This is a genomic window from Frigidibacter sp. MR17.14 (assembly GCF_037095735.1).
Lineage (GTDB): Bacteria > Pseudomonadota > Alphaproteobacteria > Rhodobacterales > Rhodobacteraceae > Frigidibacter.
In genome coordinates, this window is the sequence record NZ_JBAWKD010000002.1 from 339,999 (window position 1) to 363,027 (window position 23,029).

At 70.5% G+C, this 23,029-nt stretch carries 19 protein-coding genes; 8 read left to right on the plus strand and 11 right to left on the minus strand.

The window, feature by feature from the left end; translation table 11 throughout:
- The first annotated feature begins 116 nt into the window (after positions 1-116).
- Both V8J36_RS06775 and V8J36_RS06780 read left to right on the plus strand, forming a co-directional pair.
- Entirely contained in the window at positions 117-1,757 is a 1,641-nt protein-coding gene (locus V8J36_RS06775) for an AMP-binding protein (protein WP_336466520.1), read from the plus strand.
- A 118-nt stretch (positions 1,758-1,875) separates the two neighbouring features.
- Positions 1,876-2,895 (plus strand): hypothetical protein, encoded by a 1,020-nt coding sequence (locus tag V8J36_RS06780; RefSeq protein WP_336466521.1) that lies wholly within the window; start codon positions 1,876-1,878, stop codon positions 2,893-2,895.
- Between the two features lie 98 nt (positions 2,896-2,993).
- Here V8J36_RS06780 and V8J36_RS06785 read toward each other — a convergent pair whose 3' ends face one another.
- The 6 genes from V8J36_RS06785 to V8J36_RS22855 all read right to left on the minus strand — a co-directional run bounded on the left by V8J36_RS06785 (position 2,994) and on the right by V8J36_RS22855 (position 8,287).
- Positions 2,994-3,575, minus strand: coding sequence for a hypothetical protein (locus V8J36_RS06785; RefSeq protein ID WP_336466522.1), 582 nt, complete (start codon positions 3,573-3,575; stop codon positions 2,994-2,996).
- Positions 3,576-3,678: 103 nt separating this feature from the next.
- Positions 3,679-4,311 carry a uracil phosphoribosyltransferase gene (upp, locus tag V8J36_RS06790; RefSeq protein ID WP_336466523.1) on the minus strand — a complete coding sequence of 211 codons (633 nt, stop codon included), beginning with the start codon at positions 4,309-4,311 and terminating at the stop codon, positions 3,679-3,681.
- Positions 4,312-4,383: 72 nt separating this feature from the next.
- Positions 4,384-5,361 carry an adenosine deaminase gene (locus tag V8J36_RS06795; protein ID WP_336466524.1) on the minus strand — a complete coding sequence of 326 codons (978 nt, stop codon included), beginning with the start codon at positions 5,359-5,361 and terminating at the stop codon, positions 4,384-4,386.
- Complete coding sequence (locus V8J36_RS06800; protein WP_336466525.1) at positions 5,358-6,569, minus strand: phosphopentomutase; 1,212 nt, start codon at positions 6,567-6,569, stop codon at positions 5,358-5,360. Before V8J36_RS06800 ends, V8J36_RS06795 begins: the two co-directional genes overlap by 4 nt.
- Before the next feature lies 1 nt (position 6,570).
- Positions 6,571-7,860, minus strand: coding sequence for a thymidine phosphorylase (locus tag V8J36_RS06805; protein WP_442902470.1), 1,290 nt, complete (start codon positions 7,858-7,860; stop codon positions 6,571-6,573).
- Between the two features lie 31 nt (positions 7,861-7,891).
- Positions 7,892-8,287, minus strand: coding sequence for a cytidine deaminase (locus V8J36_RS22855; RefSeq protein WP_442902468.1), 396 nt, complete (start codon positions 8,285-8,287; stop codon positions 7,892-7,894).
- Between the two features lie 329 nt (positions 8,288-8,616).
- Between V8J36_RS22855 and V8J36_RS06815 the strand changes: the two genes are divergently transcribed.
- Entirely contained in the window at positions 8,617-10,911 is a 2,295-nt protein-coding gene (locus V8J36_RS06815; protein ID WP_336466528.1) for an NADP-dependent malic enzyme, read from the plus strand.
- Positions 10,912-10,948: 37 nt separating this feature from the next.
- Here the strand turns inward: V8J36_RS06815 and V8J36_RS06820 are convergent, their stop codons facing one another.
- Complete coding sequence (locus tag V8J36_RS06820) at positions 10,949-11,632, minus strand: hypothetical protein (RefSeq protein WP_336466529.1); 684 nt, start codon at positions 11,630-11,632, stop codon at positions 10,949-10,951.
- Between the two features lie 223 nt (positions 11,633-11,855).
- On the opposite strand from V8J36_RS06820, the gene V8J36_RS06825 reads away from it, so the two are divergent.
- Positions 11,856-13,751: a propionyl-CoA synthetase gene (locus tag V8J36_RS06825; RefSeq protein ID WP_336466530.1), complete on the plus strand. Its 1,896-nt coding sequence runs from the start codon at positions 11,856-11,858 to the stop codon at positions 13,749-13,751.
- A gap of 141 nt (positions 13,752-13,892) precedes the next feature.
- Complete coding sequence (locus V8J36_RS06830) at positions 13,893-15,335, plus strand: sigma-54-dependent transcriptional regulator (protein ID WP_336466531.1); 1,443 nt, start codon at positions 13,893-13,895, stop codon at positions 15,333-15,335.
- 79 nt (positions 15,336-15,414) lie between these two features.
- On the opposite strand, the gene V8J36_RS06835 is transcribed toward V8J36_RS06830, so the two are convergent.
- Positions 15,415-16,188, minus strand: coding sequence for an NAD kinase (locus V8J36_RS06835; protein ID WP_336466532.1), 774 nt, complete (start codon positions 16,186-16,188; stop codon positions 15,415-15,417).
- A gap of 249 nt (positions 16,189-16,437) precedes the next feature.
- On the opposite strand from V8J36_RS06835, the gene glyA reads away from it, so the two are divergent.
- Positions 16,438-17,733, plus strand: coding sequence for a serine hydroxymethyltransferase (glyA, locus tag V8J36_RS06840; RefSeq protein ID WP_336466533.1), 1,296 nt, complete (start codon positions 16,438-16,440; stop codon positions 17,731-17,733).
- Positions 17,734-17,923: 190 nt separating this feature from the next.
- Here the strand turns inward: glyA and V8J36_RS06845 are convergent, their stop codons facing one another.
- Positions 17,924-19,321, minus strand: a complete 1,398-nt coding sequence (locus V8J36_RS06845) for a GntP family permease (RefSeq protein ID WP_336466534.1) — start codon at positions 19,319-19,321, stop codon at positions 17,924-17,926.
- A 215-nt stretch (positions 19,322-19,536) separates the two neighbouring features.
- Positions 19,537-19,908, minus strand: coding sequence for a hypothetical protein (locus V8J36_RS06850; protein ID WP_336466535.1), 372 nt, complete (start codon positions 19,906-19,908; stop codon positions 19,537-19,539).
- Between the two features lie 113 nt (positions 19,909-20,021).
- Between V8J36_RS06850 and V8J36_RS06855 the strand changes: the two genes are divergently transcribed.
- Both V8J36_RS06855 and ygfZ read left to right on the plus strand, forming a co-directional pair.
- Positions 20,022-20,798 carry an alpha/beta fold hydrolase gene (locus V8J36_RS06855; protein WP_336466536.1) on the plus strand — a complete coding sequence of 259 codons (777 nt, stop codon included), beginning with the start codon at positions 20,022-20,024 and terminating at the stop codon, positions 20,796-20,798.
- A gap of 61 nt (positions 20,799-20,859) precedes the next feature.
- A complete protein-coding gene (ygfZ, locus tag V8J36_RS06860; protein ID WP_336466537.1) occupies positions 20,860-21,651 on the plus strand; it encodes a CAF17-like 4Fe-4S cluster assembly/insertion protein YgfZ in 792 nt (263 codons plus the stop codon).
- Positions 21,652-22,236: 585 nt separating this feature from the next.
- Here the strand turns inward: ygfZ and V8J36_RS06865 are convergent.
- A complete protein-coding gene (locus V8J36_RS06865) occupies positions 22,237-22,953 on the minus strand; it encodes a DUF1428 domain-containing protein (protein ID WP_336466538.1) in 717 nt (238 codons plus the stop codon).
- Positions 22,954-23,029 lie beyond the last annotated feature (76 nt).

The window sequence follows — 23,029 nt, forward strand, 5'->3', positions numbered from 1 at the left end:
TGCCCCGGGCCGGTGACGTCCCGTCATTTTCCGCGCCGCCGCTTCCCCGCCCCCCCGCCGCGCGGCAGGATCGCCCCCGGATGGCAGGGCCGGACAGCCGGCCGAGGGGGGACATCATGGGCTGGCTTGCCGACGAGACCGGGTTGGAGAAATGCGCCGCGAACCACGTGCCGCTGACGCCGCTGAGCCACCTCGCGCGCGCGGCCGACGTCCATGCCCATCGCACCGCGCTGGTCTATGGCGATCTCAGCTGGACCTATGCCGAATATCACGCCCGGGTCTCGCGCCTCGCCTCGGCGCTCGCGCGCCACGGGATACGCCCCGGCGACGTGGTGGCGACCCTGATCCCGAACCTGCCCGCGCATTGCGAGGCGCATTTCGGCGTGCCGGCGGCGGGTGCGGTGCTCAACACCATCAACACCCGGCTCGATACCGAGACGGTGGCCTATATCCTCGGCCATGCCGAGGCGAAGATCCTGCTGTGCGACGCGGGCTGCCTGTCGCTGGCAGAGGCCGCGATCAAGGCGATGCCGGGCTCGGGCCCGAAGATCGTCGAAATCGCCGACCCGGTCGCCGGGATCCCCGCCTCGGGCCGGTATCTCGACTACGAGGCGCTTCTCGCCGAGGGCGATCCGGCCGCGCCGTGGGTGCTGCCGCAGGACGAATGGGAAAGCATCGGGCTGTCCTATACCTCGGGCACCACGGGGCGACCGAAGGGCGTGGTGATCCACCACCGCGGCGCCTATCTGGCGGGGATCCAGAACGCGATCGGCTGGCGGATGCAGCTTTACCCGGTCTATCTGACCATCGTCCCGCTCTTCCACTGCAATGCCTGGACCCATCCCTGGATGATCCCGGCCTATGGCGGCACCGTCGTCTGCTGCCGGGACATCACCGCGAAGGCGATCTACGACGCCATCGCCGATCACGGCGTCACCCATTTCGGCGGCGCGCCGATCGTGCTGAACACGATCATCAACGCCAAGGACGCCGACCGCCGCGCCTTCGCCCATACCGTCGAGGTCTTCACCGCCGGCGCCCCGCCCCCCGCCGCCACCCTCGCCGCGATCGAGCCGCTGGGCTTCAACGTCACCCAGGTCTACGGGCTGACCGAATGCTACGGCCCCGCCACCGAATGCATCTGGAAACCGGAATGGGACGGCATCGCGGGCGAGGAGCGTGCAGCACTCAAGGCCCGCACCGGGGTGAAGATGGCGATGATGGACGAGATCACCGTCCTTGACGAGGCCGGCGCCGAGGTGCCGCGCGACGGCCGGCACCTGGGCGAGATCGCGATGCGCGGCAACGGGGTGATGAAGGGCTACTTCAAGAACCCCGAGGCCACGGCCGAGGCCTTCCGCGGCGGCTGGTTCCACACCGGCGACATCGCCTTCCGCCACGAGGACGGCTACATCAAGATCACCGACCGCGCGAAGGACATCATCATCTCGGGCGGCGAGAACGTGAGCTCGGTCGAGGTCGAGGGCGTGCTGGCCCATCACCCCGCCGTCAGCCTTGCCGCGGTGGTGGCCAAGCCCGACGAGAAATGGGGCGAGGTTCCCTGCGCCTTCGTCGAGCTGAAGGCGGGCGCCAGCGTCACCGAGGCCGAGCTGATCGCCTTCGCCCGCACCCGCCTTGCCGGCTTCAAGACCCCGAAGCGCGTCGTGTTCTGCGAGCTGCCAAAGACCTCGACCGGCAAGATCCAGAAGTTCGAACTGCGCGCGGTGGCGAAGCTTCTGGACGAACCGGCGAAATAAGCCCGCGATTCCCCGGGATCGGGACCGTGGCCGCATTGCCCTGCCCCCGGCGGGGGTCTATCGTCGGACCCGACTAGGGCCCGTCCGTCGGCGCCGTGCCAGGAGAGCCCCGCCGCCGATGACGGCCCTTGCAGAATACCAGCGCCTCGAATGCTCCGCGCTCTGGCGCGACCGCAGCGGCGACCAGCGCCGCGCGGTCGTGGTGTCGCTGGGCGATGCGACGCTGGTGATCTCCGACGACCGCTCGGGCCGGCCGCTGACCCATTGGTCGCTGCCCGCGATCCGCCGGGTCAATCCCGGCGAGATGCCCGGTCTTTACGCCCCCGGCGAGGGCGAGGACGAGCTGCTGGAAATCGACGAGCCGGCGATGATCGAGGCGCTCGACAAGGTGCGCAGCCTGATCCTCGCCCGCCGCCCGCACCCGGGCCGGCTGCGCGGCACCATCGTCGCGCTGACCTGCGCCGCTTTGGCGGGGCTGGGCCTGTTCTGGCTGCCGGGCGCGATGGTCGACCACACCGCCGAGGTGCTGCCCTTCTCGACCCGCGTGGATCTGGGCCGCGATCTGGTCGACGACCTCGCCCGGCTGACCGGCACCGCCTGCAGCACGCGCGAGGGCGACGCGGCGCTGACCCGGCTGGGGGCGCGGCTGGGCACGGCGGGCGAGCCGCTGCACATCGTCGTGGTGCGCGACGGCGTCACCGGCACCCTGCACCTGCCCGGCCGCACCGTCGTCGTCTCGCGCCGGCTGATCGAGAATTACGAGACGCCAGAGGTGCTTGCCGGCTTCATCCTGGCAGAGCGCCAGCGCGCCCTGATCGACGACCCCGTGCGCGAGGCGCTGGAATGGGCGGGCCTGCGCGCGACCTTCCGGCTGCTGACCACGGGCGAGCTGCCGGCCGCGACCATGGCGGGCTATGCAGAGCACCTGCTGACCGAACCCGCCGTCGCCGCCGATCCCGAGGCGCTGGCGCTGCGCTTCAACCAGCTCAAGGTCACCTCCGGCCCCTATGCCCGCGCCATCGACCCCACCGGCGAAAGCGTGCTGCCGCTGATCGAGACCGACCCCGGCGCGGCCGGCATCTACGAGCCGGTGCTGAGCGACACCGACTGGGTCTCTCTGCAGCAGATCTGCGGCTGAAAGGAACGGCCCCGCCCTCTTGCGAGAACGGGGCCGCAGCACTGCCCGATGTTTCCCCGGTTAACCCTTCCCCACCCGCGTCTGACGCGGGGGGATGTTCATTGTCCCGCGCCGGCGGGCGCGAAATACAGCCGCGGCGTGGTGTTGCTGGCAAGCTTGCCGCGCATCGGCACCTCGTCCGTCCAGTAGCGCGCCATCGAGGCGTCGCCCGCGCTGGTCCGAAGCCCGCGCGCCGGATTCAGCCGGCCGTCCTCCCAGGTGCGCTTGTAGCCCTTGGGCGGCGCCAGCAGCTGCAGCCCGGCCATGTCGGGCGTCAGCGGCATGCAGCGCAGCATCGTGCCGCCGCCGGGCGCCGGAACCTTGCGCAGCATCGGGAAGGCCCGCGGGCAGAACACCCGCCCGTCGGCGGCCTGCACGACCGCGGCAGAGCTCGGCGCAACTGTCACCACGCGCGCAACCCGGGTCTTCGGCGCGCTGCCCGCGACGGTCGCGGGGCGTCCGCACATCGGATTGCGGTCCGATCCGACGACCGGCGCCCAGATCGTGCGGTTGCCCATCGTCGCGCGCTGGAAGGCACAGCCGTTGCTGTCGACATAGCGCTCGCCGGTGATCGGCGGCATCGCATCGGCCCGGGCCGCAGACACCAGACCTGTGGCCAGCGCCGTCACCAGCGCCGCCACCGTCAGAGTCCTTGAAATCCGCTGCACCAAGACCTGCCCCCCGGGCTTACGTTGCCAAGGATCATGGGGGGAATCAGGCCGGTCAGTAAAGCGAAATAACCGGTTATTTGGTGCCGAACATGCGGTCGCCCGCATCCCCTAGTCCAGGCACAATATATCCATGGTCATTCAGGCATTCGTCCACAGACGCGGTGACGATCGGCACATCGGGATGCGCCTCCTTCATCCGGGCGATGCCCTCGGGCGAGGCGAGCAGGCACAGGAAGCGGATGTTCTTCGCGCCCTTCTCCTTCATCAGGTCCACCGCCGCGACCGAGGAATTCCCCGTGGCCAGCATCGGATCGACAAGGATCGTCAACCGGTCCTCGAGCTCCGAGGGCACCTTGCAGTAATACTGCACCGGCTGCAGCGTCTCGGGGTCGCGGTAGAGGCCGACGAAGCCGACCCGCGCCGCCGGGATCAGTTCGAGGATCCCGTCCAGAAGCCCGTTGCCGGCCCGCAGGATCGACACCAGCGCCAGCTTCTTGCCGTCGAGCACCGGCGCCTGCATCTTCTGCAGCGGCGTCTCGATCTCGGTCGTGGTCATCTCGAGCCCGCGGGTGATCTCATAGGCCAGAAGCAGGCTGATCTCGCGCAGAAGCCGCCGGAAGCCCGCGGTCGAGGTCTCCTTGTCGCGCATCAGCGTCAGCTTGTGCTGCACCAGCGGATGGGTGACGACGGTCAGATGCTCCAGCATCGCTTGGCTCCCTGTTGTCTGTTTCCCTTCCCTAGCGCGGGAAAGGCGCGGGGGGAAAGTCCTGACCGACCGTCAGGCCGCCGCGATCCGCTTCAAGAGCCCGGCGCGCGTGTTCTCGTCGCAGAAGGCGGCCTCGGCGGCGGTGACCGCCAGCTTGCGGAACACGCCCTCGTCCCAGTCGAAGGCATCGGCCAGCCGGTCATGCTCGCGCGCCATCGTGGTGTGGAAGAACGGCGGATCATCGGTCGAGACGGTGACCTTCACCTCGCGGTCGTAAAGCTTGCCGATCGGGTGCTGCCGCCAGCCCTTGTAGATCCCCAGCGCGATGTTCGAGCCCGGACAGACCTCGAGCACCACGCCGCGCTCGGCCAGTTCATCGACCAGCGCCAGATCCTCGATCGCGCGCACCCCGTGGCCGATGCGGCTGACGCCGAGGCTCAGCGCGTCGCGGATCGACTGCGGCCCGCCCCATTCACCGGCGTGGCAGGTCAGCCCCAGCCCCGCCTCGCGCGCGCAGTCGAAGGCCCAGGCGAAGTCCTGGGGGCTGAGCACATCCTCGGCCCCGGCCATGCCGAAGCCGGTGAGGAAACCGCCCGCGGTCTCTGCGGCACAGAGCGCGGCGGGGCGGGATTTTTCGGGCCCGAAATGGCGGATCGCGGTGACGGTGGCGCGCAGGATCGGGCCGCCATGCGCCTGCACCTCTGCCGCGGCCTCCTGCATCGCGGCCAGAAAATCGCGCCAGGCGCCAAGATCGCCACCACCGCAGAAATCGGGCGAGACGAAACATTCCGAATAGATCACGCCACTTGCGGCGCTTTCCTCAAGCACCGCCCGCACCAGCCGCGCGTAATCGGCGGGCGTCGTCAGCACCGAAGTCGCGGCCTCGTAGACGCGCAGGAACTCGTTGAAATCGGCATAGCGGTAATGGCCGCGCGCGTCGAAGATGCCCGAGATGTCGATCTTCTTCTCGGCCGCAAGACCACGGATGAAGGCCGGCGGCGCCGCGCCCTCGAGATGCAGGTGCAGTTCCAGCTTCGGAATGTCGGTCACAGGAAGCTTTTCCCTTCGGCAACGGGGGGCAGATCTAGATGCGCGGCAAGGGTTGCGGCCACATCGGTAAAGGCAACCTGTCCGATGGCCTGCGGCCCCGCCCCCCAGCCCAGCACCGGCACCCTCTCGCGGGTATGGTCGGTGCCGGAATGGGTCGGGTCGTTGCCATGGTCGGCAGTGAAGATGGCAAGGTCGCCGGGTTGCAGACGGTCGAGGAAGCGTCCCGCGACGGTGTCGAACCATTCCAGCGCGCGCGCATAGCCCGAGACGTCGCGGCGGTGGCCATAAAGGCTGTCAAACTCGACAAAGTTGGCAAAGGTCAACGACCCCGGCTCAGCCTCCTGGGCCAAAGCCAGAAGATGTTCGGAAAGATCAAGGTCGCTCTTGCCCTTCCGCAGGTCCGAGACGCCGCGCGTCGAGAATATGTCGCCGATCTTGCCCACCGCATGCGTGGCCCGGCCCGCGGCGGCGGCGCGGTCGAGGATCGTCTCGCCCGGGCAGGCCAGCGCATAATCGCGCCGGTTGGCGGTCCGCGCGAACTGGCCCGGCACGCCGGTGAAGGGCCGCGCGATCACCCGCCCCACCCGCATCGCGTGAACCCGCGGCGCGATCGCCTTGCAAAGCGCCAGCAACCGGTCGAGCCCGAAGGCCTGCTCATGCGCGGCGATCTGCAGCACGCTGTCCGAAGAGGTGTAGCAGATCGGCCAGCCGGTCCGCAGATGCTCGTCCCCCAGCCGGGCGATGATCTCGGTGCCCGAGGCATGGCAGTCGCCAAGGATGCCGCCCGCCCCCGCCAGCCGCGCGATCTCGGCCGCCAGATCCGCCGGGAAGGCCGGCACAGTTTCGGGGAACACCATCCAGCGCCAGGGCAGCGGCACGCCCGCCAGCTCCCAGTGCCCCGTCGGCGTGTCCTTGCCGGGCGAAACCTCGGTCGCCGCCCCCCAAAGCCCCTCGGGCCGCGCGCCAAGGCCCGGCATCCCGGCGCCGGAGGCCAGTTGCACCGCCGCCGACAGGCCCAGCCGGTCCAGCACCGGCATCCGCAGAGGCCCCGAGCGCCCTTCTTCCGCCTGCCCCGCCGCGCAGGCCGCGGCGATATGGGCCAAGGTGTTGGCCCCGGTGTCGGGCAGCGTGCCATTGAAGAAGGCCCCGGCATCGGGCGCCCCGCCGCAGCCGACGCTGTCCATCACGATCAGGAAGGCGCGCGCCATCTCAGCCGACCCGGTCGTGGATCAGCGGCGGCTCTTCCGGCGCGGCCTCGCCCAGCGCATAGGCCGCGCGCACCTCGGCCACGGCACGCTCGGCCGCCTCTTCGGTCGCGGCATGGACGAAGGCCAAGGCCAGGTCGGGCGAGACGCGCTCGCCCACCATCGCCAGCTCTGCCAGCCCCACCGAAGGGTTGATCCGGTCGCCCTCGCGCAGCCGCCCGCCGCCCAGCCGCACCACGGCATGGCCCAGAGCCTCGCCGTCGATCGCGGTGACGAACCCCTCGCGGCCGGCGCGCACCTCGCGCACCACCGGCGCCGCCGGCAGCCGGTCGGGATAGCGCTCGACGAAGTCCGAAGGCCCGCCCAGCGCCGCGACCATCTCGCCGAAGATCTCGGCGGCATGGCCGGTCTCGATCGCCTCCTCGATCCGCTCGGCGCCCTCGTCGGCATCGGCCGCGAGCCCCGCCAGGGCCAGCGCCTCGCCGCCCAAGGCCGCGGTCAGGTCGAAGAGCGACTGGTTGATCGCGTCGCCGGTCAGCGTCTCCATCACCTCGATCAGTTCCAGTGCATTGCCGGCCGAGGATCCCAGCGGCTGGCTCATGTCGGTGACCAGCGCCGCGGTCATGCAGCCCGCGCCCTGCGCGGTCTCGACCAGCGCGCGGGCCAGCGCCATGCCCTCGTCCAGCGTCTTCATGAAGGCGCCCGAGCCGACCTTCACATCCAGCACCAGCGCCTCGAGCCCTGCGGCCAGCTTCTTCGACAGGATCGAGGCGGTGATCAGGTCGAGGCTCTCGACCGTGCCGGTCACGTCGCGGATCGCGTAAAGCCGCCGGTCCGCCGGCGCGATCTCGGCCGAGGCGCCGACGATGGCGCAGCGGAAGTCGCGCACGAGATGCTGCAGATCGTCGGCGGAGACATCGGTGCGGTATCCGGGGATCGCCTCGAGCTTGTCGAGCGTGCCGCCGGTATGGCCCAGCCCGCGGCCAGAGATCATCGGCACATAGGCGCCGCAGGCCGCCAGCGCTGGCGCGAGCAGCAGCGAGACGGAGTCGCCGATGCCGCCGGTCGAGTGCTTGTCGATCACCGGGCCCGGCAGGTCCCAGTGCAGGACGCGCCCCGAGTCGCGCATCGCCCGCGTCAGCGCCACGCGCCCCGGCGCGTCGAGCCCCTTCAGCCGCACCGCCATCGCGAAGGCCCCGGCCTGCGCATCGGTGACATCGCCCGAGGCGAGGCCGCGCGCGAACCATTCGGCATCGGCGGGGCGCAGCCCCTGCCCGTCGCGCAGCCGGCCGATGACCGCCCGCGCCTCGGGTGCGCGCGCGCCGTCAGCCACCGCTGGCCTCCATATGCGCGCGCCCGAACGAGCCGGGCAGCAGGTCGGCCACGGTGGTCTCGAAGATCAGGCCCGAGGTGGTGGCCAGCGTCACCTTCGCCCCGGGGGCCGCGAATTCGGCCAGCTTCTGGCGGCAGCCGCCGCAGGGCGGCACCGGCTGCGGGCTGTCGGCGATGACGAAGGCCTCGGTGAAGCGGGTCTGGCCCGCGGCGACCATTGCGGCGATCGCCCCGGCCTCGGCGCAGGTGCCCTCGGGGTAGGCCACGTTCTCGACATTGCAGCCGACATGGACCGCGCCCGCGGCATCGCGCAGCGCCGCCCCGACCTTGAAGTTCGAATAGGGCGCATAGGCGCGCTCCCTGACCGCGGTGGCGGCGTCCTTGAGCATGGTCCCCTCCGTTCGGGTCTCTGCGCCCGAGACTGCGCCGCCCGCCCGGGCGATGCAAGGCGGGTCCCGGCGGCAGGAAGGGGGCGCTGCCCCCTCGGGCTGCGCCCTCACCCCCGGGATATTTGGACCGATGCGAAAGCGGCCATTCTCATTGGCCCAAATATCCCCGCCGGAGGCGCAGCTTTCCGCTGGCGCAGGGGTGGGGCCTTTGCGGGCGGGCGCGTTTCCCTTGCCTCGCACGGCCCGAGGGCGTAAGGCGGGCATGGGCGGGTCGGTCGATAGTTGAACGTTAAACAATCACCCGCGATCGCACCCGGATGGAGGCAGCCATGGACGAGAAGATTTCGGCGGAAGCCCGGCAGGAGAAGGTGCGGCAGGACGCGCTGCGCTATCACGAGATGCCGAAGCCCGGAAAGCTCGAGATCCGCGCGACGAAGCCGCTCGCCAATGGCCGCGACCTCAGCCTCGCCTACAGCCCCGGCGTGGCCGAGGCCTGCCTCGAGATCAAGGCCGATCCCACCGCCGCCGCGCGCTACACCACCCGCGGCAACCTCGTCGCGGTCGTGTCGAACGGCACCGCGGTGCTGGGCCTGGGCAACATCGGGCCGCTGGCCTCGAAGCCGGTGATGGAGGGCAAGGCCGTCCTCTTCAAGAAATTCGCCAATATCGACTGCTTCGACATCGAGATCGCCGAGACCGACCCGGTGAAGCTGGCCGAGATCGTCTGCGCGCTCGAGCCCTCGTTCGGGGCGATCAACCTCGAGGACATCAAGGCCCCCGACTGCTTCGTGGTCGAGGAGCTGTGCCGCCAGAAGATGCGGATCCCGGTATTCCACGATGACCAGCACGGCACCGCGATCGTGGTGGGGGCCGCGGCGACCAACGCGCTGAAGATCGCGGGCAAGCGCTGGGAGGACATCAAGATCGTCTCGACCGGCGGCGGCGCGGCGGGCATCGCCTGCCTCAACATGCTGCTGAAGCTGGGCGTGAAGCGCGAGAACGTGTTCCTGTGCGACCTGCACGGCCTCGTGCACGAGGGCCGCAACGAGGACATGACCCCGCAGAAGGCCGAGTACGCGCAGGGCACCGAAGCGAAGACCCTGGCCGAGGTGATCGAGGGCGCGGACATGTTCCTGGGCCTGTCGGGCCCCGGCGTCCTGAAGCCCGAGATGGTCGCGAAGATGGCCCGCCAGCCGATCATCTTCGCGCTCGCGAACCCCACGCCCGAGATCCTGCCGGAACTCGCGCGCGAGGTCGCCCCCGACGCGATCATCGCCACCGGCCGCTCGGACTACCCCAACCAGGTCAACAACGTCCTGTGCTTCCCCTTCATCTTCCGCGGCGCGCTCGACGTCGGCGCGATCACCATCAATGACGAGATGAAGATCGCCTGCATCGAAGGCATCGCGGCGCTGGCCCGCACCACCACCTCGGCCGAGGCCGCCGCCGCCTATTCGGGCGAGAAGCTGAGCTTCGGCCCCGACTACCTGATCCCGAAGCCCTTCGACCCGCGGCTGATGGGCGTGGTGGCCACCGCCGTCGCCAAGGCCGCCATCGCCACCGGCGTGGCCGAGCGCCCGGTCGAGGACCTGGCCGCCTACAAGCAGTCGCTCGACGGCTCGGTCTTCCGCTCGGCGATGCTGATGCGCCCGGTGTTCGAGGCCTCGGCCATGGCCGAGCGCCGGATCGTCTTCGCCGAGGGCGAGGACGAGCGCGTGCTGCGCGCCGCGAACGCGATGCTGGAAGAGACCACCGACAAGCCGATCCTGATCGGCCGTCCCGAGGTCATCGCCATGCGCGCCGAGCGTGCCGGCCTCGCGATCCGGCCCGAGAAGGACTTCGAGATCGTGAACCCGGAAAGCGACGCCCGCTACCGGGAATACTGGGAGACCTACCACGGCCTCCTGGCCCGGCAGGGCGTCACCCCCGACAGCGCCCGCGCGATCATGCGCACCAACACCACCGCCATCGGCGCGGTGATGGTGCATCGCGGCGAGGCCGACAGCCTGATCTGCGGCACCTTCGGCCAGTATCTGTGGCACCTGAACTACGTCCGCCACATCCTCGCGCGCGACGGGCTGCACCCGGTGGGCGCGCTGTCGATGATGATCCTGGAAGACGGCCCGCTGTTCATCGCCGACACCCATATCCACGCCGAACCCACGCCCGAGCAGATCGCCGAGACCGCGATCGGCGCCGCGCGCCATGTCCGCCGCTTCGGGCTGGTGCCGAAGGTCGCGCTGTGTTCGCATTCGCAGTTCGGCAACCTCGACATCTCGTCGGGGCGCCGGATGCGCGCCGCGATGGAGATCCTCGACGCGCGCGAGGCGGATTTCGCCTACGAGGGCGAGATGCACATCGACTCGGCGCTCGACCAGGGCCTGCGCGACCGCATCTTCCCGGGCGCGCGGTTCGAGGGCCCGGCGAACATCCTGATCTTCGCCAATTCCGACGCGGCTTCGGGCGTGCGCAACATCCTGAAGATGAAGGCCGGCGGGCTCGAGGTCGGGCCGATCCTGATGGGCATGGGCAACAAGGCCCATATCGTCACCCAGTCGATCACCGCGCGCGGCCTGCTGAACATGTCGGCCATCGCCGGCACCCCGGTCGCGCATTACGGCTGACGGAACCGGGCGCCCCGGCGGGGCGCCCGCAGCACGCTCAGCAGCGGCGGCGGCGACGCGCCGCCAGCGCGCCGAGCCCGCCCAGCGCCCCGGCCAGCAGCGGCAGCGCGGCCGGCAGCGGCACCGGCGCCACATCGGCGCTGACCGTCAGGTTGTCGATCGCCCAGCTTTCATCGGTGCCGCCCTGCCAGCCGATGCCGTCGGCGAACATCGCCAGATCCAGCGTCGCGCCGCTGTGCAGGAAGCTGAACGCGACCGTGAAGGTCGAATCCCCATAGCCGCTGCCGAACAGGTTCTGTCCGCTCGCCCGCCCGGTCGCGGTGGCCGGGACCTGCTCGACGCTGCCTGAACCGAAGTTGTCGACCGAGATCTCGAACACCTCCGCGCCATCCGCGGTGACGTTGAAATAGTCGCCGTAGGGCCAGCCCCAGGGCGAGGTGCCGTCCCAACTGTCGATCAGCGCCAGCGAGAAGCTGACCGTGACCAGCGAATGCGCGCCAAGTCCGCCCAGCGCCAGCTGGTAGCCCGCCGGGGCCCCGCCCGTGCTGGCGTTGTAATACATGCCGCCGGCGAAGCCGTTGCTGCCCGCCAGCCCGCCCACGGGCGTCCCGGCCGAGAAATCGTCCGTGTAAAGCACCGTCGCCGCCCCGGCCGCACCTGCGGCCGAGATCACGGCAAGCGCCGCCGCGCAAACCGCGACGGTCCCGATAATAGGTTTCATCAATATCTCCCATGCGTCGAATCCCGACAGATCCATCTTGCGCAAATCGCGCTGCGAACAAAGCGGATCCTCGGGCGGGCCGGGAATACTTCCAGAGGATTGAATATAATTCGCAACCCGTGGCGGAAAACTTTGCAAATTATTCTGCACCGTGACCGGTAACAACGTTGCGCCGCTCCGGCCCCTGTCGCTACCACTGTGACCGGAGAGAGGGAGGAGCGTTATGAGCTACGCAGAGGTCTATGCCGGCTGGAAGGCCGACCCCGAGGCGTTCTGGATGCAGGCCGCCGGGGCGATCGACTGGGTGCGCCCGCCCTCGAAGGCGCTGTTCGCGGACAAGGCGCCGATCTACGAATGGTTCGCCGATGCCGAGGTGAACACCTGCTGGAACTGCGTCGACCGCCATGTCGAGGCCGGCCGCGGCGATCAGGTCGCGATCATCCACGACAGCCCGCTGACCCGCTCGACCAAGGGCATCACCTATGCCGAGCTGCAGAAGCGCGTGGCCTCGCTGGCCGGGGCGCTGCGCGCCAAGGGCGTGGGCAAGGGCGACCGGGTCATCATCTACATGCCGATGATCCCCGAGGCGCTCGAGGCGATGCTGGCCTGCGCCCGCATCGGCGCGATCCATTCGGTGGTCTTCGGCGGCTTCGCGGCGCATGAACTGGCGGTGCGCATCGACGACTGCACACCAAAGGCGATCATCGCCGCCTCCTGCGGGATCGAGCCGGGGCGGATCGTGCCCTACAAGCCGCTGCTCGATGCCGCGGTCGAGGCCGCCGCCCACAAGCCCGAGTTCTGCGTGATCTTCCAGCGCGAGCAGGAGGTGGCACGGCTGGTCCCGGGGCGCGACGTCGCCTGGCACAGCTTCCAGTACGGCGTCGCCCCCGCCGACTGCGTCCCGGTCGAGGGCAACCACCCCGCCTACATCCTCTACACCTCGGGCACCACGGGCCAGCCGAAGGGGGTCGTGCGTCACACCGCCGGCCACCTCGTGGCGCTGGCCTGGACCATGCCCAACATCTACCGCATCGACGCGGGCGACGTGTTCTGGGCGGCCTCGGACGTGGGCTGGGTCGTCGGCCACAGCTACATCTGCTACGCCCCCCTCGCCGTGGGCGCGACCACCATCGTGTTCGAGGGCAAGCCCGTGGGCACCCCCGATGCCGGCACCTTCTGGCGGGTGATCCAGAACCACAGGGTGAAGTCCTTCTTCACCGCCCCCACCGCGATCCGCGCCATCAAGCGCGAGGACCCGGCCGGGATCCTGAGCCGCGACTACAACCTGCGCTCGCTCACCGCGCTCTACCTCGCCGGCGAGCGGGCCGACCCCGACACCATCGTCTGGGCCCAGCAGATCCTGAACGTGCCGGTGATCGACCACTGGTGGCAGACCGAGACCGGCTGGCCGATCGCCGCGAACCCGATGGGGATCGAAGCGATGCCGGTCAAGCTCGGCTCGCCGACCGTGGCGATGCCCGGCTACCAGATCGACGTGCTCGACGAGGGCGGCCACCCGATGAAGGCGGGGGAACTGGGCGCGATCGCGGTCCGCCTGCCGCTGCCCCCCGGCACGCTGCCCACGCTGTGGAACGCCGAGCCGCGGTTCCGCAAGGCCTATCTCGACCGCTTCCCGGGCTATTACGAGACCGGCGACGCGGGCTATATCGACGGGGACGGATACCTCTACATCATGGCGCGCACCGATGACGTGATCAACGTCGCCGGGCACCGGCTGTCGACCGGCGCGATGGAAGAGGTGCTGTCCTCGCACGTCGATGTCGCTGAATGCGCGGTGATCGGGGTCGCGGACCAGCTGAAGGGCCAGCTGCCGCTGGGGTTCCTCTGCCTGAAGAAGGGCATCAACACCCCGCCCGAACAGGTGGTGCGCGACTGCGTGAAGCTGGTGCGCGACCGCATCGGGCCCGTGGCCGCCTTCAAGCTGGCGGTGGTGGTCGACCGGCTGCCCAAGACCCGCTCGGGCAAGATCCTGCGCGCGACCATGGCCAAGATCGCCGATGGCGAGGCCTTCAAGATGCCCGCGACGATCGACGACCCGAAGATCCTCGACGAGATCGCCGAGGCGTTGAAAGGACTGGGCTACCCCGTCGCCGCCTGATTGCGCGCCCGGACTTGGCGGAGGGGCCGGGTTGGAATATCCTGTCCCTACAGGGCATCCGGTCAGGGGACTTCCGGAGCGCCCCGGGCGTGAACTTCAGGGTCCGGTGCGTGGGGACCGGCGACGGCGGGGAATGACGGCATGACGGGCGCAGGCGCGATACCCGGTCGACAGGGAAGCCCCCTGCGCGGCCCCGCGGATCCACTTCGCGGGGGCGGGCCGGGGCGGATCCTTCTGGTCGAAGACATTCCCTCGTTGCGCCAGCTTTACGAGGCGATCCTGCAATCGGGCGGCCACCCGGTCGAAAGCGTCGGCACCGCCGCCGATGCCCGCGAGTCGATCCGCCGGCGGACGCCGCTGCTGACCCTGCTCGACCTGTCGCTGCCCGATGCGCGCGGGCTCGGCCTGCTGCGCGAGATGATCGCCGCCCTGCCGACGGTCCCGGTGCTGATCATCACCGCCGAAACCTCGGCCCGCGTCTCGGTCGAGGCGCTGCGGGCTGGCGCGCAGGACTTCCTCGTGAAGCCCTTCGACGACATGCGCCTGCTCGACGCGATCGATGCCGCCCTCGGCGGGCGCAAGGTCGAGACCCGGCCCCACCGCGCGCCGCACCGCCTGCCGGAGATCATCGCCCGCTCGGCCGCGATGCAGCCGCTTCTGGAAACCCTGCCCCTGCTCAGCCGGGCGCCGCAGCCGGTGCTGATCACCGGCGAAAGCGGCACCGGCAAGACGCTGATCGCGACCACGATCCATGCCCGCTCGGGCGATGTACAGCCGCTGATCACCGTCGATGGCGCCGACCCGCATTCGGTCGAGCATCTGGACGAGGCGCTGCCGTCCGAGGCCGCCGCCACGACCACGCCCCGCACCCTGCTGATCGAGAACCTCGACGAGGCGCCGATGGGGCTGCAGACCCGCCTACTGCACCTGACCGCGAGCGAGCCGTTCCCGGGCGGCGCAGCGCCGGTGCGGATCATCGCCACCGCCGGGCCCGGCCTGCGCGAGGCGGTCGCGGCCGGCCGGCTGCGCGAAGACCTGTACTACCGCCTGAACGTCCTGCCGCTGGCGCTGCCGCCGCTGCGCGAGCGCGGCGAGGACATCCTCGCCATCGCCGAGGCCTGCCTGGCCCGCACCCTGCGCGAACAGGGCCGCGGCCCGCGCCGGATCTCGGCCGAGGCGCGCGAGGTGTTCCTGCGCTACACCTGGCCCGGCAACCTGCGCGAGCTGGTGGCGATCGTGCTGCGCAGTGCGACCTTCCACGACGCGGCAGAGCTGGGCGTCGCGCATCTCCCGGCCGCGATGCTGGAACCGCCGGCGCCGCCGGTCGCCGCCACGCCCGAACCGCCGCCGCTGCAGGCCGCGGTCTCGGCGCTGGTCGGCCTGTCGATGACCGAGATCGAGCGCCAGGTGATCGAGGCGACCATCGCCCATGCCAAGGGCTCGGTCACCCGCGCCGCGCGGATCCTCGACGTCGCCCCCTCGACCCTCTACCGCAAGATGGAGGCCTGGGCGCGCCCGCAACGCGACGATGCCGAGGGCAGCGCGGGCGCCGAAGCGGCCGCCGAGCACGCGCCGCAGAAATAGCGCCCCGAAACAGGACCGCACTTCGGGGGCCCATGCCCCGCGGCGGGCGGCCCCCGGCGGGCGGCCCCCGGCGGGCTGCTCAGACGAACTGCTCGCGGGTCAGACGCTCTTCCAGCCCGTGACCGGGATCGAACAGGATGCGGTGGCGGATCCGGGTCTCGGTCGTGACCTCGACCCAGGCCACGTCGCGCACCGAATGGCGGCTGTCGCCATCGGCCATCACCGGGCGCTTCTCCTGCTCGAGCACGTCGAAGCGCACCAGCGCGGTGCGCGGCAGGATCGCGCCGCGCCAGCGCCGCGGCCGGAACGCCGCCATCGCGGTCAGCGCCAGCACGTCCGAGCCGATCGGCAGGATCGGCCCATGCGCCGAATAGTTGTAGGCGGTCGAGCCCGCGGGGGTCGAGACCAGCGCCCCGTCGCAGACCAGCTCCTCCATCCGCACCTTGCCGTCGACGCTGACCCGCAGCTTGGCGGCCTGCGGCCCCGCGCGCAGCAGCGCGACCTCGTTGATCGCCAGCGCCTCGTGCCGGCCGCCGGCGACATCGCCCACCCGCATCCGCAGCGGATGGATCACCTCTTCCTCGGCCTCCGCCAGCCGCTCGGGCAGGCCCTCTTCGAGGTATTCGTTCATCAGGAAGCCGATGGTGCCGCAGTTCATGCCATAGACCGGGCGGTCGAAGGCCTCGATCGCATGCAGGGTCTGCAGCATGAAGCCGTCGCCGCCCAGCGCGACGATCACGTCGGCCGTCTCGGGGGCGGCCTGGCCATGGCGCGCGGTCAGCCGCCGCAGCGCCTGCTGCGCCACCTCGGTCTCGGACGCGAGGAAGGCGATGGTGCGGGGGCGATCGGGCACGGCGGGCAGGCTCCGGGGAAGAAACGGGTGCCGGGCGACCTTTTCCTCTGGGCGCGGGAAACTCAAGCCCCCGCGGGCAGGTGCGCACCCCCGCGGGGGCAGGTGCGCGGCACCGGCCGCGGCCCGGCACGGCCACGCGACGCCCCCGCTTTCGCACCACGCGGCCCGAGCGTCGGATTCCGACCTTTCCGCACCCCGCCCTTTGGGCTAATAGCCGAACAAATTCCTCGCCAGCCAGGGAGAGCGCCCATGAACGCCCCGCAACGTGACGCCGGCTTCTTCACCGAGACCCTCGCCGACCGCGACCCCGAGATCTTCGGTTCGATCACCAAGGAACTCGGCCGCCAGCGCGACGAGATCGAGCTGATCGCCTCCGAGAACATCGTCTCGCTGGCCGTCCTGCAGGCGCAGGGCTCGATCATGACCAACAAGTACGCCGAGGGCTATCCGGGCAAGCGCTACTACGGCGGCTGCCAGTACGTGGACATCGCCGAACAGCTGGCGATCGACCGCGCGAAAGAGCTTTTCGGCTGCGAATTCGCCAACGTGCAGCCGAACTCGGGCAGCCAGATGAACCAGGCCGTGTTCCTGGCGCTGCTGCAGCCGGGCGACACCTTCATGGGCCTCGACCTGAACTCGGGCGGTCACCTGACCCACGGCTCGCCGGTGAACATGTCGGGCAAGTGGTTCAACGTCGTGTCCTACGGCGTGCGCCAGCAGGACGAGCTTCTGGACATGGAGGCGATCCGCGAGAGCGCGCTGGCCCACAAGCCGAAGCTGATCGTCGCCGGCGGCACCGCCTACAGCCGGATCTGGGACTGGGAAGCCTTCCGCAAGATCGCGGACGAGGTCGGCGCCTACCTGATGGTCGACATGGCCCATATCGCGGGCCTCGTGGCCGGCGGCCAGCACCCCTCGCCGCTGCCGCACGCCCATGTCGTGACCACCACCACCCACAAGTCGCTGCGCGGCCCCCGTGGCGGCATGATCCTGACCAACGACGCCGAGATCGCGAAGAAGATCAACTCGGCCGTCTTCCCCGGCCTGCAGGGCGGCCCGCTGATGCATGTCATCGCCGCCAAGGCCGTGGCCTTCGGCGAGGCGCTGAAGCCGGGCTTCAAGGACTATGCCGCGCAGATCGTCAAGAATGCCAAGGCGATGGCGGACGAGCTGATGAAGGGCGGGATCAACATCGTCTCGGGCGGGACCGACAACCACCTGATGCTGGCCGACCTGCGCCCGAAAGGCGTGACCGGCAAGGCGACCGAGGCGGCGCTCGGCCGCGCGCACATCACCTGCAACAAGAACGGCGTGCCGTTCGACCCGGAAAAGCCCTTCGTCACCTCGGGCATCCGTCTCGGCACCCCGGCGGGCACCACCCGCGGCTTCACCGAGGAAGAGTTCCGCCAGATCGCCCGCTGGATCGTCGAGGTCGTCGACGGGCTTGCCGCGAACGGTGAGGCCGGCAATGCCGAGGTCGAGGCCAAGGTCGCCGGCGAAGTTAAGGCGCTCTGCGCCCGCTTCCCGATGTACCCGACGCTGTGACGGCAAGGCCGGGGGCGCTGCCCCCGGGCCCCCGGGATATTTGAACCAATGAGAAAGGGCGGAGGCGCGAGCCTTCGCCCTTTGCGCATCGGCTGGGCAGGGGCCGGGAGCGCAGGGGGGGTCGCCGATGGTCCGCCATCGGTCCGAGGACCAATCGGCGACGGGGGAGGCGCGCCTCCCCCGCCCTTCCTCAGAAGGTGCCGAGCGTCGAGCCGAGCACGATGACGGTAATCAGCGCCAGCACCGGCACCGCGACCGCCACCATGAAGATGTCGCCATACGACTGCCGATGGTTCAGCCCGGTGATCGCCAGCAGCGTGATCACGGCGCCGTTGTGCGGCAGGCAGTCGAAGCCGCCCGAGCTCAGCGCCGCCACGCGGTGCATCAGCTCGGGACTGATCCCCGCCGCCTGCGCCATCTGCGCATAGGTCTCGCCCAGCGTTTCCAGCGCGATCGAGAGCCCGCCCGAGGCCGAGCCGGTGATCCCGGCCAGCGCGTTCACCGCGATCGCCTCGGACACCACCGGGTTCGAGGGCCAGAGGCTCGTCACCCCGCCCGCGATCACCGCGAAGGCCGGAAGGCTGGCGATCACCGAGCCGTAGCCGACCTCGGAGGCGGTGTTGAAGATCGGCAGGAACGAGCCCGCGACCCCGTCGGTCAGCGTGCCCTTCAGATCGCCCGCCAGCCGGCGCCAGTTCAGCCCGATCAGCAGCACGATCGCCGCGAAGAGCGCCGCGATGATCGCCCAGATCCCGCGCACCGCGTCGAAGCTGGTGGCGCCGTAAGCCTCGTCCGCGAGGTAGGAGGTGTCGAGCATCGGCAGCACCACCCGCGTCATCGCGAAGTTCATCGCGATCACCAGCACCACCGGCGCGATCGCCACCCAGAACGGCGGCAGGTCGCGCGGGGTGTCGAGGCTTTCGCCCGCGCGGCCTGCCCTCGAATACTGGTCCTCGACGCCGTAGCCCTCGCCCGCGGCATGGGCGGCCGCGATGCGCCGGTTCAGCCACAGAACCCCGCCCGCGAACATGATCAGCGCCGCGATCACGCTCAGCCCCGGGGCGGCGAAGCCGTCGGTCCCGAAATAGGGCGAGGGGATCGCGTTCTGGATCGCGGGCGTCCCCGGCACCGCGGTCATCGTGAAGGTGAAGGACCCCAGCGCCAGCGCCGCCGGGATCAGCCGCTTGGGATGATCCGCCGCCACGAACAGCGCCGCCGCGATCGGATAGACCGCGAAGGCCACCACGAACAGCGACACCCCGCCATAGGTCAGGATCCCGCAGGCCAGCACCACGGCCATGGCGCTGCGTGAGGGGCCGAGCCGCGCGGTGATCCCCTCGGCCAGCGCCCGGGCCGAGCCCGAGGCCTCCATCAGCTTGCCGAAGATCGCGCCCAGCAGGAACAGCGGGAAGAACTGGGTGACGTATTTGCCAAGCCCCGTCATGAAGACCTGGGTGTAGCTGCCCAGCAGCGGCGCCCCGCTCAGCAGCGCCGCCAGCAGCGCCAGCAGCGGCGCCAGGATCAGAACCGAGATCCCCCGGTAGGCAAGATACATCAGCAGAAGCAGCGACAGGATGATGCCGATCACGCGCGGTCCTTTCCTTCGGGACCCGCGCCCTCCGCGGTCCCTCCCCGCAATCCCCACGCGGGCAGTGGCGAAAGGTTCCGAACGAAAGCAGGGCTGTGACAGGATGCCGCAGCGCGGCAGGCCGGGACGGCCGACCAAGGGCGGGCCGCTCGGCCCGCGCTGCGATCCGGCGCGATCTTCCCGGACAGTTCGGCGACGCGGCGCGACGCGGCGGCTCAGAGGTAGCCGCGCCAGACCAGAATGCCCAGCACCAGCGCCGTGGTCACCACCAGTGCCAGCCCCACGCCCGCGGCCGCGTCCAGCAGATAGCCGCGCACGCGCGCGCCCTGCCCCAGCGGCCCCAGATAGCTGATGCATTGATGGTAGGCGCGCGCCACGCGGTCATGGTCGATCTGCATCGACAGCCGCGGCACCTGCGCCTGCAGCGCCGCCCGCACGAGGATCTCGCCCTCGCGCCGGATCCGGCGCGGCAGCAGCCGTCGCCCGCGACGCAGCTTGGTCGCAAGATCCTTGCCGCGCAATCTCAACCGCTGTTCGAGAAGCTGGGCCACACGATCGGCCATCTGCTGCACGCTCGTCGTGCCCATGATCCGCCCTTCTGCCCCACGGGCGAACTCTAGCGCCAATCGCGGCAATTCTCAAGCGGGGCGGCCCCAAGACCCTCTGGCATCCCCGCGGGGCCCGCGCTAGCGTCCGGCCCATGCTGAACACCGTCCTTCATGGCTCGCCCACCGACCGCCCACCGCTTCTGATCGTGCACGGGCTCTTCGGCTCGGCCCGAAACTGGGGCGCCATCGCCCGCCGGCTTTCTGAAGACCGGCTTGTGATCACGCTCGACCAGCGCAATCACGGCGACAGTCCCTGGCTCGATCGCCACGGCTACGAAGAGATGGCCGCCGACATCGCCGAGGTGATCCGCGCCCATGTCGACGCCCCCGCCGGCCAGCAGATCGACGTCGTCGGCCATTCGATGGGCGGCAAGGCGGTGATGCAGCTGGCCCTGACCGAGGGCCAGCTGATCCGCCGGCTGATCGTCGCCGACATCGCCCCCGTCGCCTACAGGCACACGCAGATGCCCCTGGTCCACGCGATGCGCGACATGGACCTGTCGAACCTCAGCTCGCGCGGCGAAGCCGACCGCCGGCTGGCCGCCAGCGTCGAGGATCCGGGCACCCGCGCCTTCCTGCTGCAATCGCTCGACCTCAAGGCGGATCCGCCGCGCTGGAAGCTGAACCTCGAGGTGCTCGGCGCCGAGATGCCGCGGATCCTGAGCTGGCCCGGCACCGAGGGCACCTTCGAGGGGCCCACGCTTTTCCTGACCGGCGCGCTGTCGACCTATGTCTCGTCCGAGGATCGTCCGGCGATCAAGGCCCTGTTCCCGAACGCGAAATTCGCCAAGCTTCCTGGGGCCGGCCATTGGCTGCACGCCGACCGCCCGCGCGAGTTCGAGGCGGCGGTGGCGACCTTCCTCGCCTGACACCTCCCCCCGGGGACCGGCGCGGCCTATATCAGCCGCAGAGATGCTCAAGGAGGCCCCCATGGCCATCGGCGAGGCGATCGAGGGTCGCCGGATTTTCGAGATCACCGGCACCGACCGCGAGGCCTTCCTGCAGGGCCTCGTGTCGAACGACGTGCGGCGGCTGAAGGCGGGAATGGTCTATGCCGCGCTGCTGACCCCGCAGGGCAAGTTCCTGGCCGATTTCTTCCTCGTCCCGCAGGGCGAGGCGGTGCTGCTCGACTGTGCCGCAAGCCAGGCTGAGGGGCTGGCCCGCCGCCTGTCGATGTACCGCCTGCGCGCCGATGTCGGCATCGCCGACAGCCCGCTGCACCCGGCCCGCGGCCTGGGCGAGGCGCCGGTCGACGCCTTCCCCGACCCGCGCGACGCGCGCCTCGGCTGGCGCCGCTATGCGGCCACGCCGGGCGCCCCCGCGACCACCGACTGGGACGCGATCCGCGTCGAGGCCTGCGTGCCCGAAACCGGCATCGAGCTGATCCCGGACGAGACCTACATCCTCGAAGCCGGGTTCGAGCGGCTGAACGGCGTCGATTTCCGCAAGGGCTGCTATGTCGGGCAGGAGGTGACGGCGCGGATGAAGCACAAGACAGAGCTGCGCAAGGGCCTGCGCACCGTCACCGTCACCGGCCCCGAGACCGCGCCGGGCACGCCGATCCTGATGGCGGACGGGCGCGAGGCGGGCACGCTCTACACCCGCGCCGGCAACCACGCCATCGCCCATCTGCGCTTCGACCGGGCGGCGGGGCCGCTGACCGCCGGCGAGGCCACGGTTCGGGCGGACGAACAGGCCGAAGGGCGCGCCGATCCCGCGTGAGACCCGCAGCCTCAAGGGCCATATGACGGGCCGCGCGCGCCATCTCCCGTCACGCGGGGGCCCGTGATCACAGGGCCGGGGGCCTGACGAGATTATCGCCGCCACCGGCCGACGGTCGAGGCCGTGCAGTCGTCGCCCTCTGGCGCGCCGCCGCCCCGCCCGAAGCACGCCCAGTCCTGGCGCATGCCGCGCCCGTGCCCCGCAGGCAGCAACGCTCGGCCCGGCGCCTGCGGCCCTGCGCGACATCAGCGCCGGGTGACGCATCGCCGTTGCACCGGGCGATTGCCCCCCGAACCAGCCGACCCTCGGCCCATGTCCGGCGCGCCACAGGGTCATGCCCGCCCGAGGGAAGCATCGCCCGCTAACCGGCTCGTCACTGTTGCCGGCGCGCGGCCCAGTCGCGCAGGCTCTCCACACCGCCGTGCCGCCCGACGGGGGCTACGGTCGACCTAAGGGCTCGTTACCCCTGACGGCGCGCCATTCGGTCCGCACGGACGTGCCGCAACCGAAAATGCCGCCCCCGGGCACGGCGGCCCCCGAGGCTGACCGACGGGGCCCTCTCCGGGGCCCCGGCGAAGGACGCGGTCAGACCTGGACGATGGGCGCGAAGCCGCCGTGGATCATCCGCTGCGGGCAGAAGGGCATCTCGTCCGGGCCCGGCATCGCGCCCCCCGCCATCAGCTGCGCCCAGCCTGCGTCGCGCACCGCCTTCGACGGCCATTCGATCCAGGAATAGACCGCCGTTTCATCGGCCCCGGCCGCCACCGCGCGCTGGAAATCGGTCACCTTGCCCTCGGGCACTACGTCCCCCCAGCAATCGACCACCCGCGTCGCCCCCGCGCCCAGGAACAGCGGCGCCATCCGCCCTGCCGCCGCCGCGAAGGCCCCGCGCCCGTCCGAGGGCGCCGGTGCCACCATCCCGTCGACATAGCCCGCGGTCCCGCCCGGACCGGCGTCCGAGACCACCTCGAACCCGGCCCAGATCATCCGCTTCCCGTCGAAGGGCATGTCGCGCATCATCGCCTCGGCCTCGGGGCTCTCCATCGTGATCCGGTGCGAGGCGTCGCGGGTGGCGCGGTCCGGGAACTCGATCCAGCTGAACAGCACCTGCTCGCCCGGCACGGCCTGCACCGCGCGGCGGAAGTCGGTGCGCTTGCCCTCGGGCACGTCGTCGCCCCAGCATTCGAGGAAGCGGGTCATCCCCCCGCGACGGAAGACCGGCGCCGCGGCCTCGGCGTGGCGGCGGTAGGCCTCGCGGTTGGATTCGGGGACCGGCACGACAAATCCATCGACGTAGCCCATGGCAGCTCCTCCTGTCTGGCTCCAGCGTCTCGTCCGGGTGTCTCATCTTGACGTAATGAGTTGGTATCAACATAAT

Bases quoted from the DNA above. Each gene is read 5' to 3' on its own strand.
- glyA (WP_336466533.1), top strand. From the start codon at position 16,438: ATGAACGCCCCGCAACGTGACGCCGGCTTCTTCACCGAGACCCTCGCC.
- V8J36_RS06850 (WP_336466535.1), bottom strand. From the start codon at position 19,908: ATGGGCACGACGAGCGTGCAGCAGATGGCCGATCGTGTGGCCCAGCTT.
- V8J36_RS06820 (WP_336466529.1), bottom strand. From the start codon at position 11,632: ATGAAACCTATTATCGGGACCGTCGCGGTTTGCGCGGCGGCGCTTGCC.
- V8J36_RS06815 (WP_336466528.1), top strand. From the start codon at position 8,617: ATGGACGAGAAGATTTCGGCGGAAGCCCGGCAGGAGAAGGTGCGGCAG.
- V8J36_RS06825 (WP_336466530.1), top strand. From the start codon at position 11,856: ATGAGCTACGCAGAGGTCTATGCCGGCTGGAAGGCCGACCCCGAGGCG.
- V8J36_RS06780 (WP_336466521.1), top strand. From the start codon at position 1,876: ATGACGGCCCTTGCAGAATACCAGCGCCTCGAATGCTCCGCGCTCTGG.
- V8J36_RS22855 (WP_442902468.1), bottom strand. From the start codon at position 8,287: ATGCTCAAGGACGCCGCCACCGCGGTCAGGGAGCGCGCCTATGCGCCC.
- ygfZ (WP_336466537.1), top strand. From the start codon at position 20,860: ATGGCCATCGGCGAGGCGATCGAGGGTCGCCGGATTTTCGAGATCACC.
- upp (WP_336466523.1), bottom strand. From the start codon at position 4,311: ATGCTGGAGCATCTGACCGTCGTCACCCATCCGCTGGTGCAGCACAAG.
- V8J36_RS06855 (WP_336466536.1), top strand. From the start codon at position 20,022: ATGCTGAACACCGTCCTTCATGGCTCGCCCACCGACCGCCCACCGCTT.
- V8J36_RS06800 (WP_336466525.1), bottom strand. From the start codon at position 6,569: ATGGCGCGCGCCTTCCTGATCGTGATGGACAGCGTCGGCTGCGGCGGG.
- V8J36_RS06865 (WP_336466538.1), bottom strand. From the start codon at position 22,953: ATGGGCTACGTCGATGGATTTGTCGTGCCGGTCCCCGAATCCAACCGC.
- V8J36_RS06830 (WP_336466531.1), top strand. From the start codon at position 13,893: ATGACGGGCGCAGGCGCGATACCCGGTCGACAGGGAAGCCCCCTGCGC.
- V8J36_RS06775 (WP_336466520.1), top strand. From the start codon at position 117: ATGGGCTGGCTTGCCGACGAGACCGGGTTGGAGAAATGCGCCGCGAAC.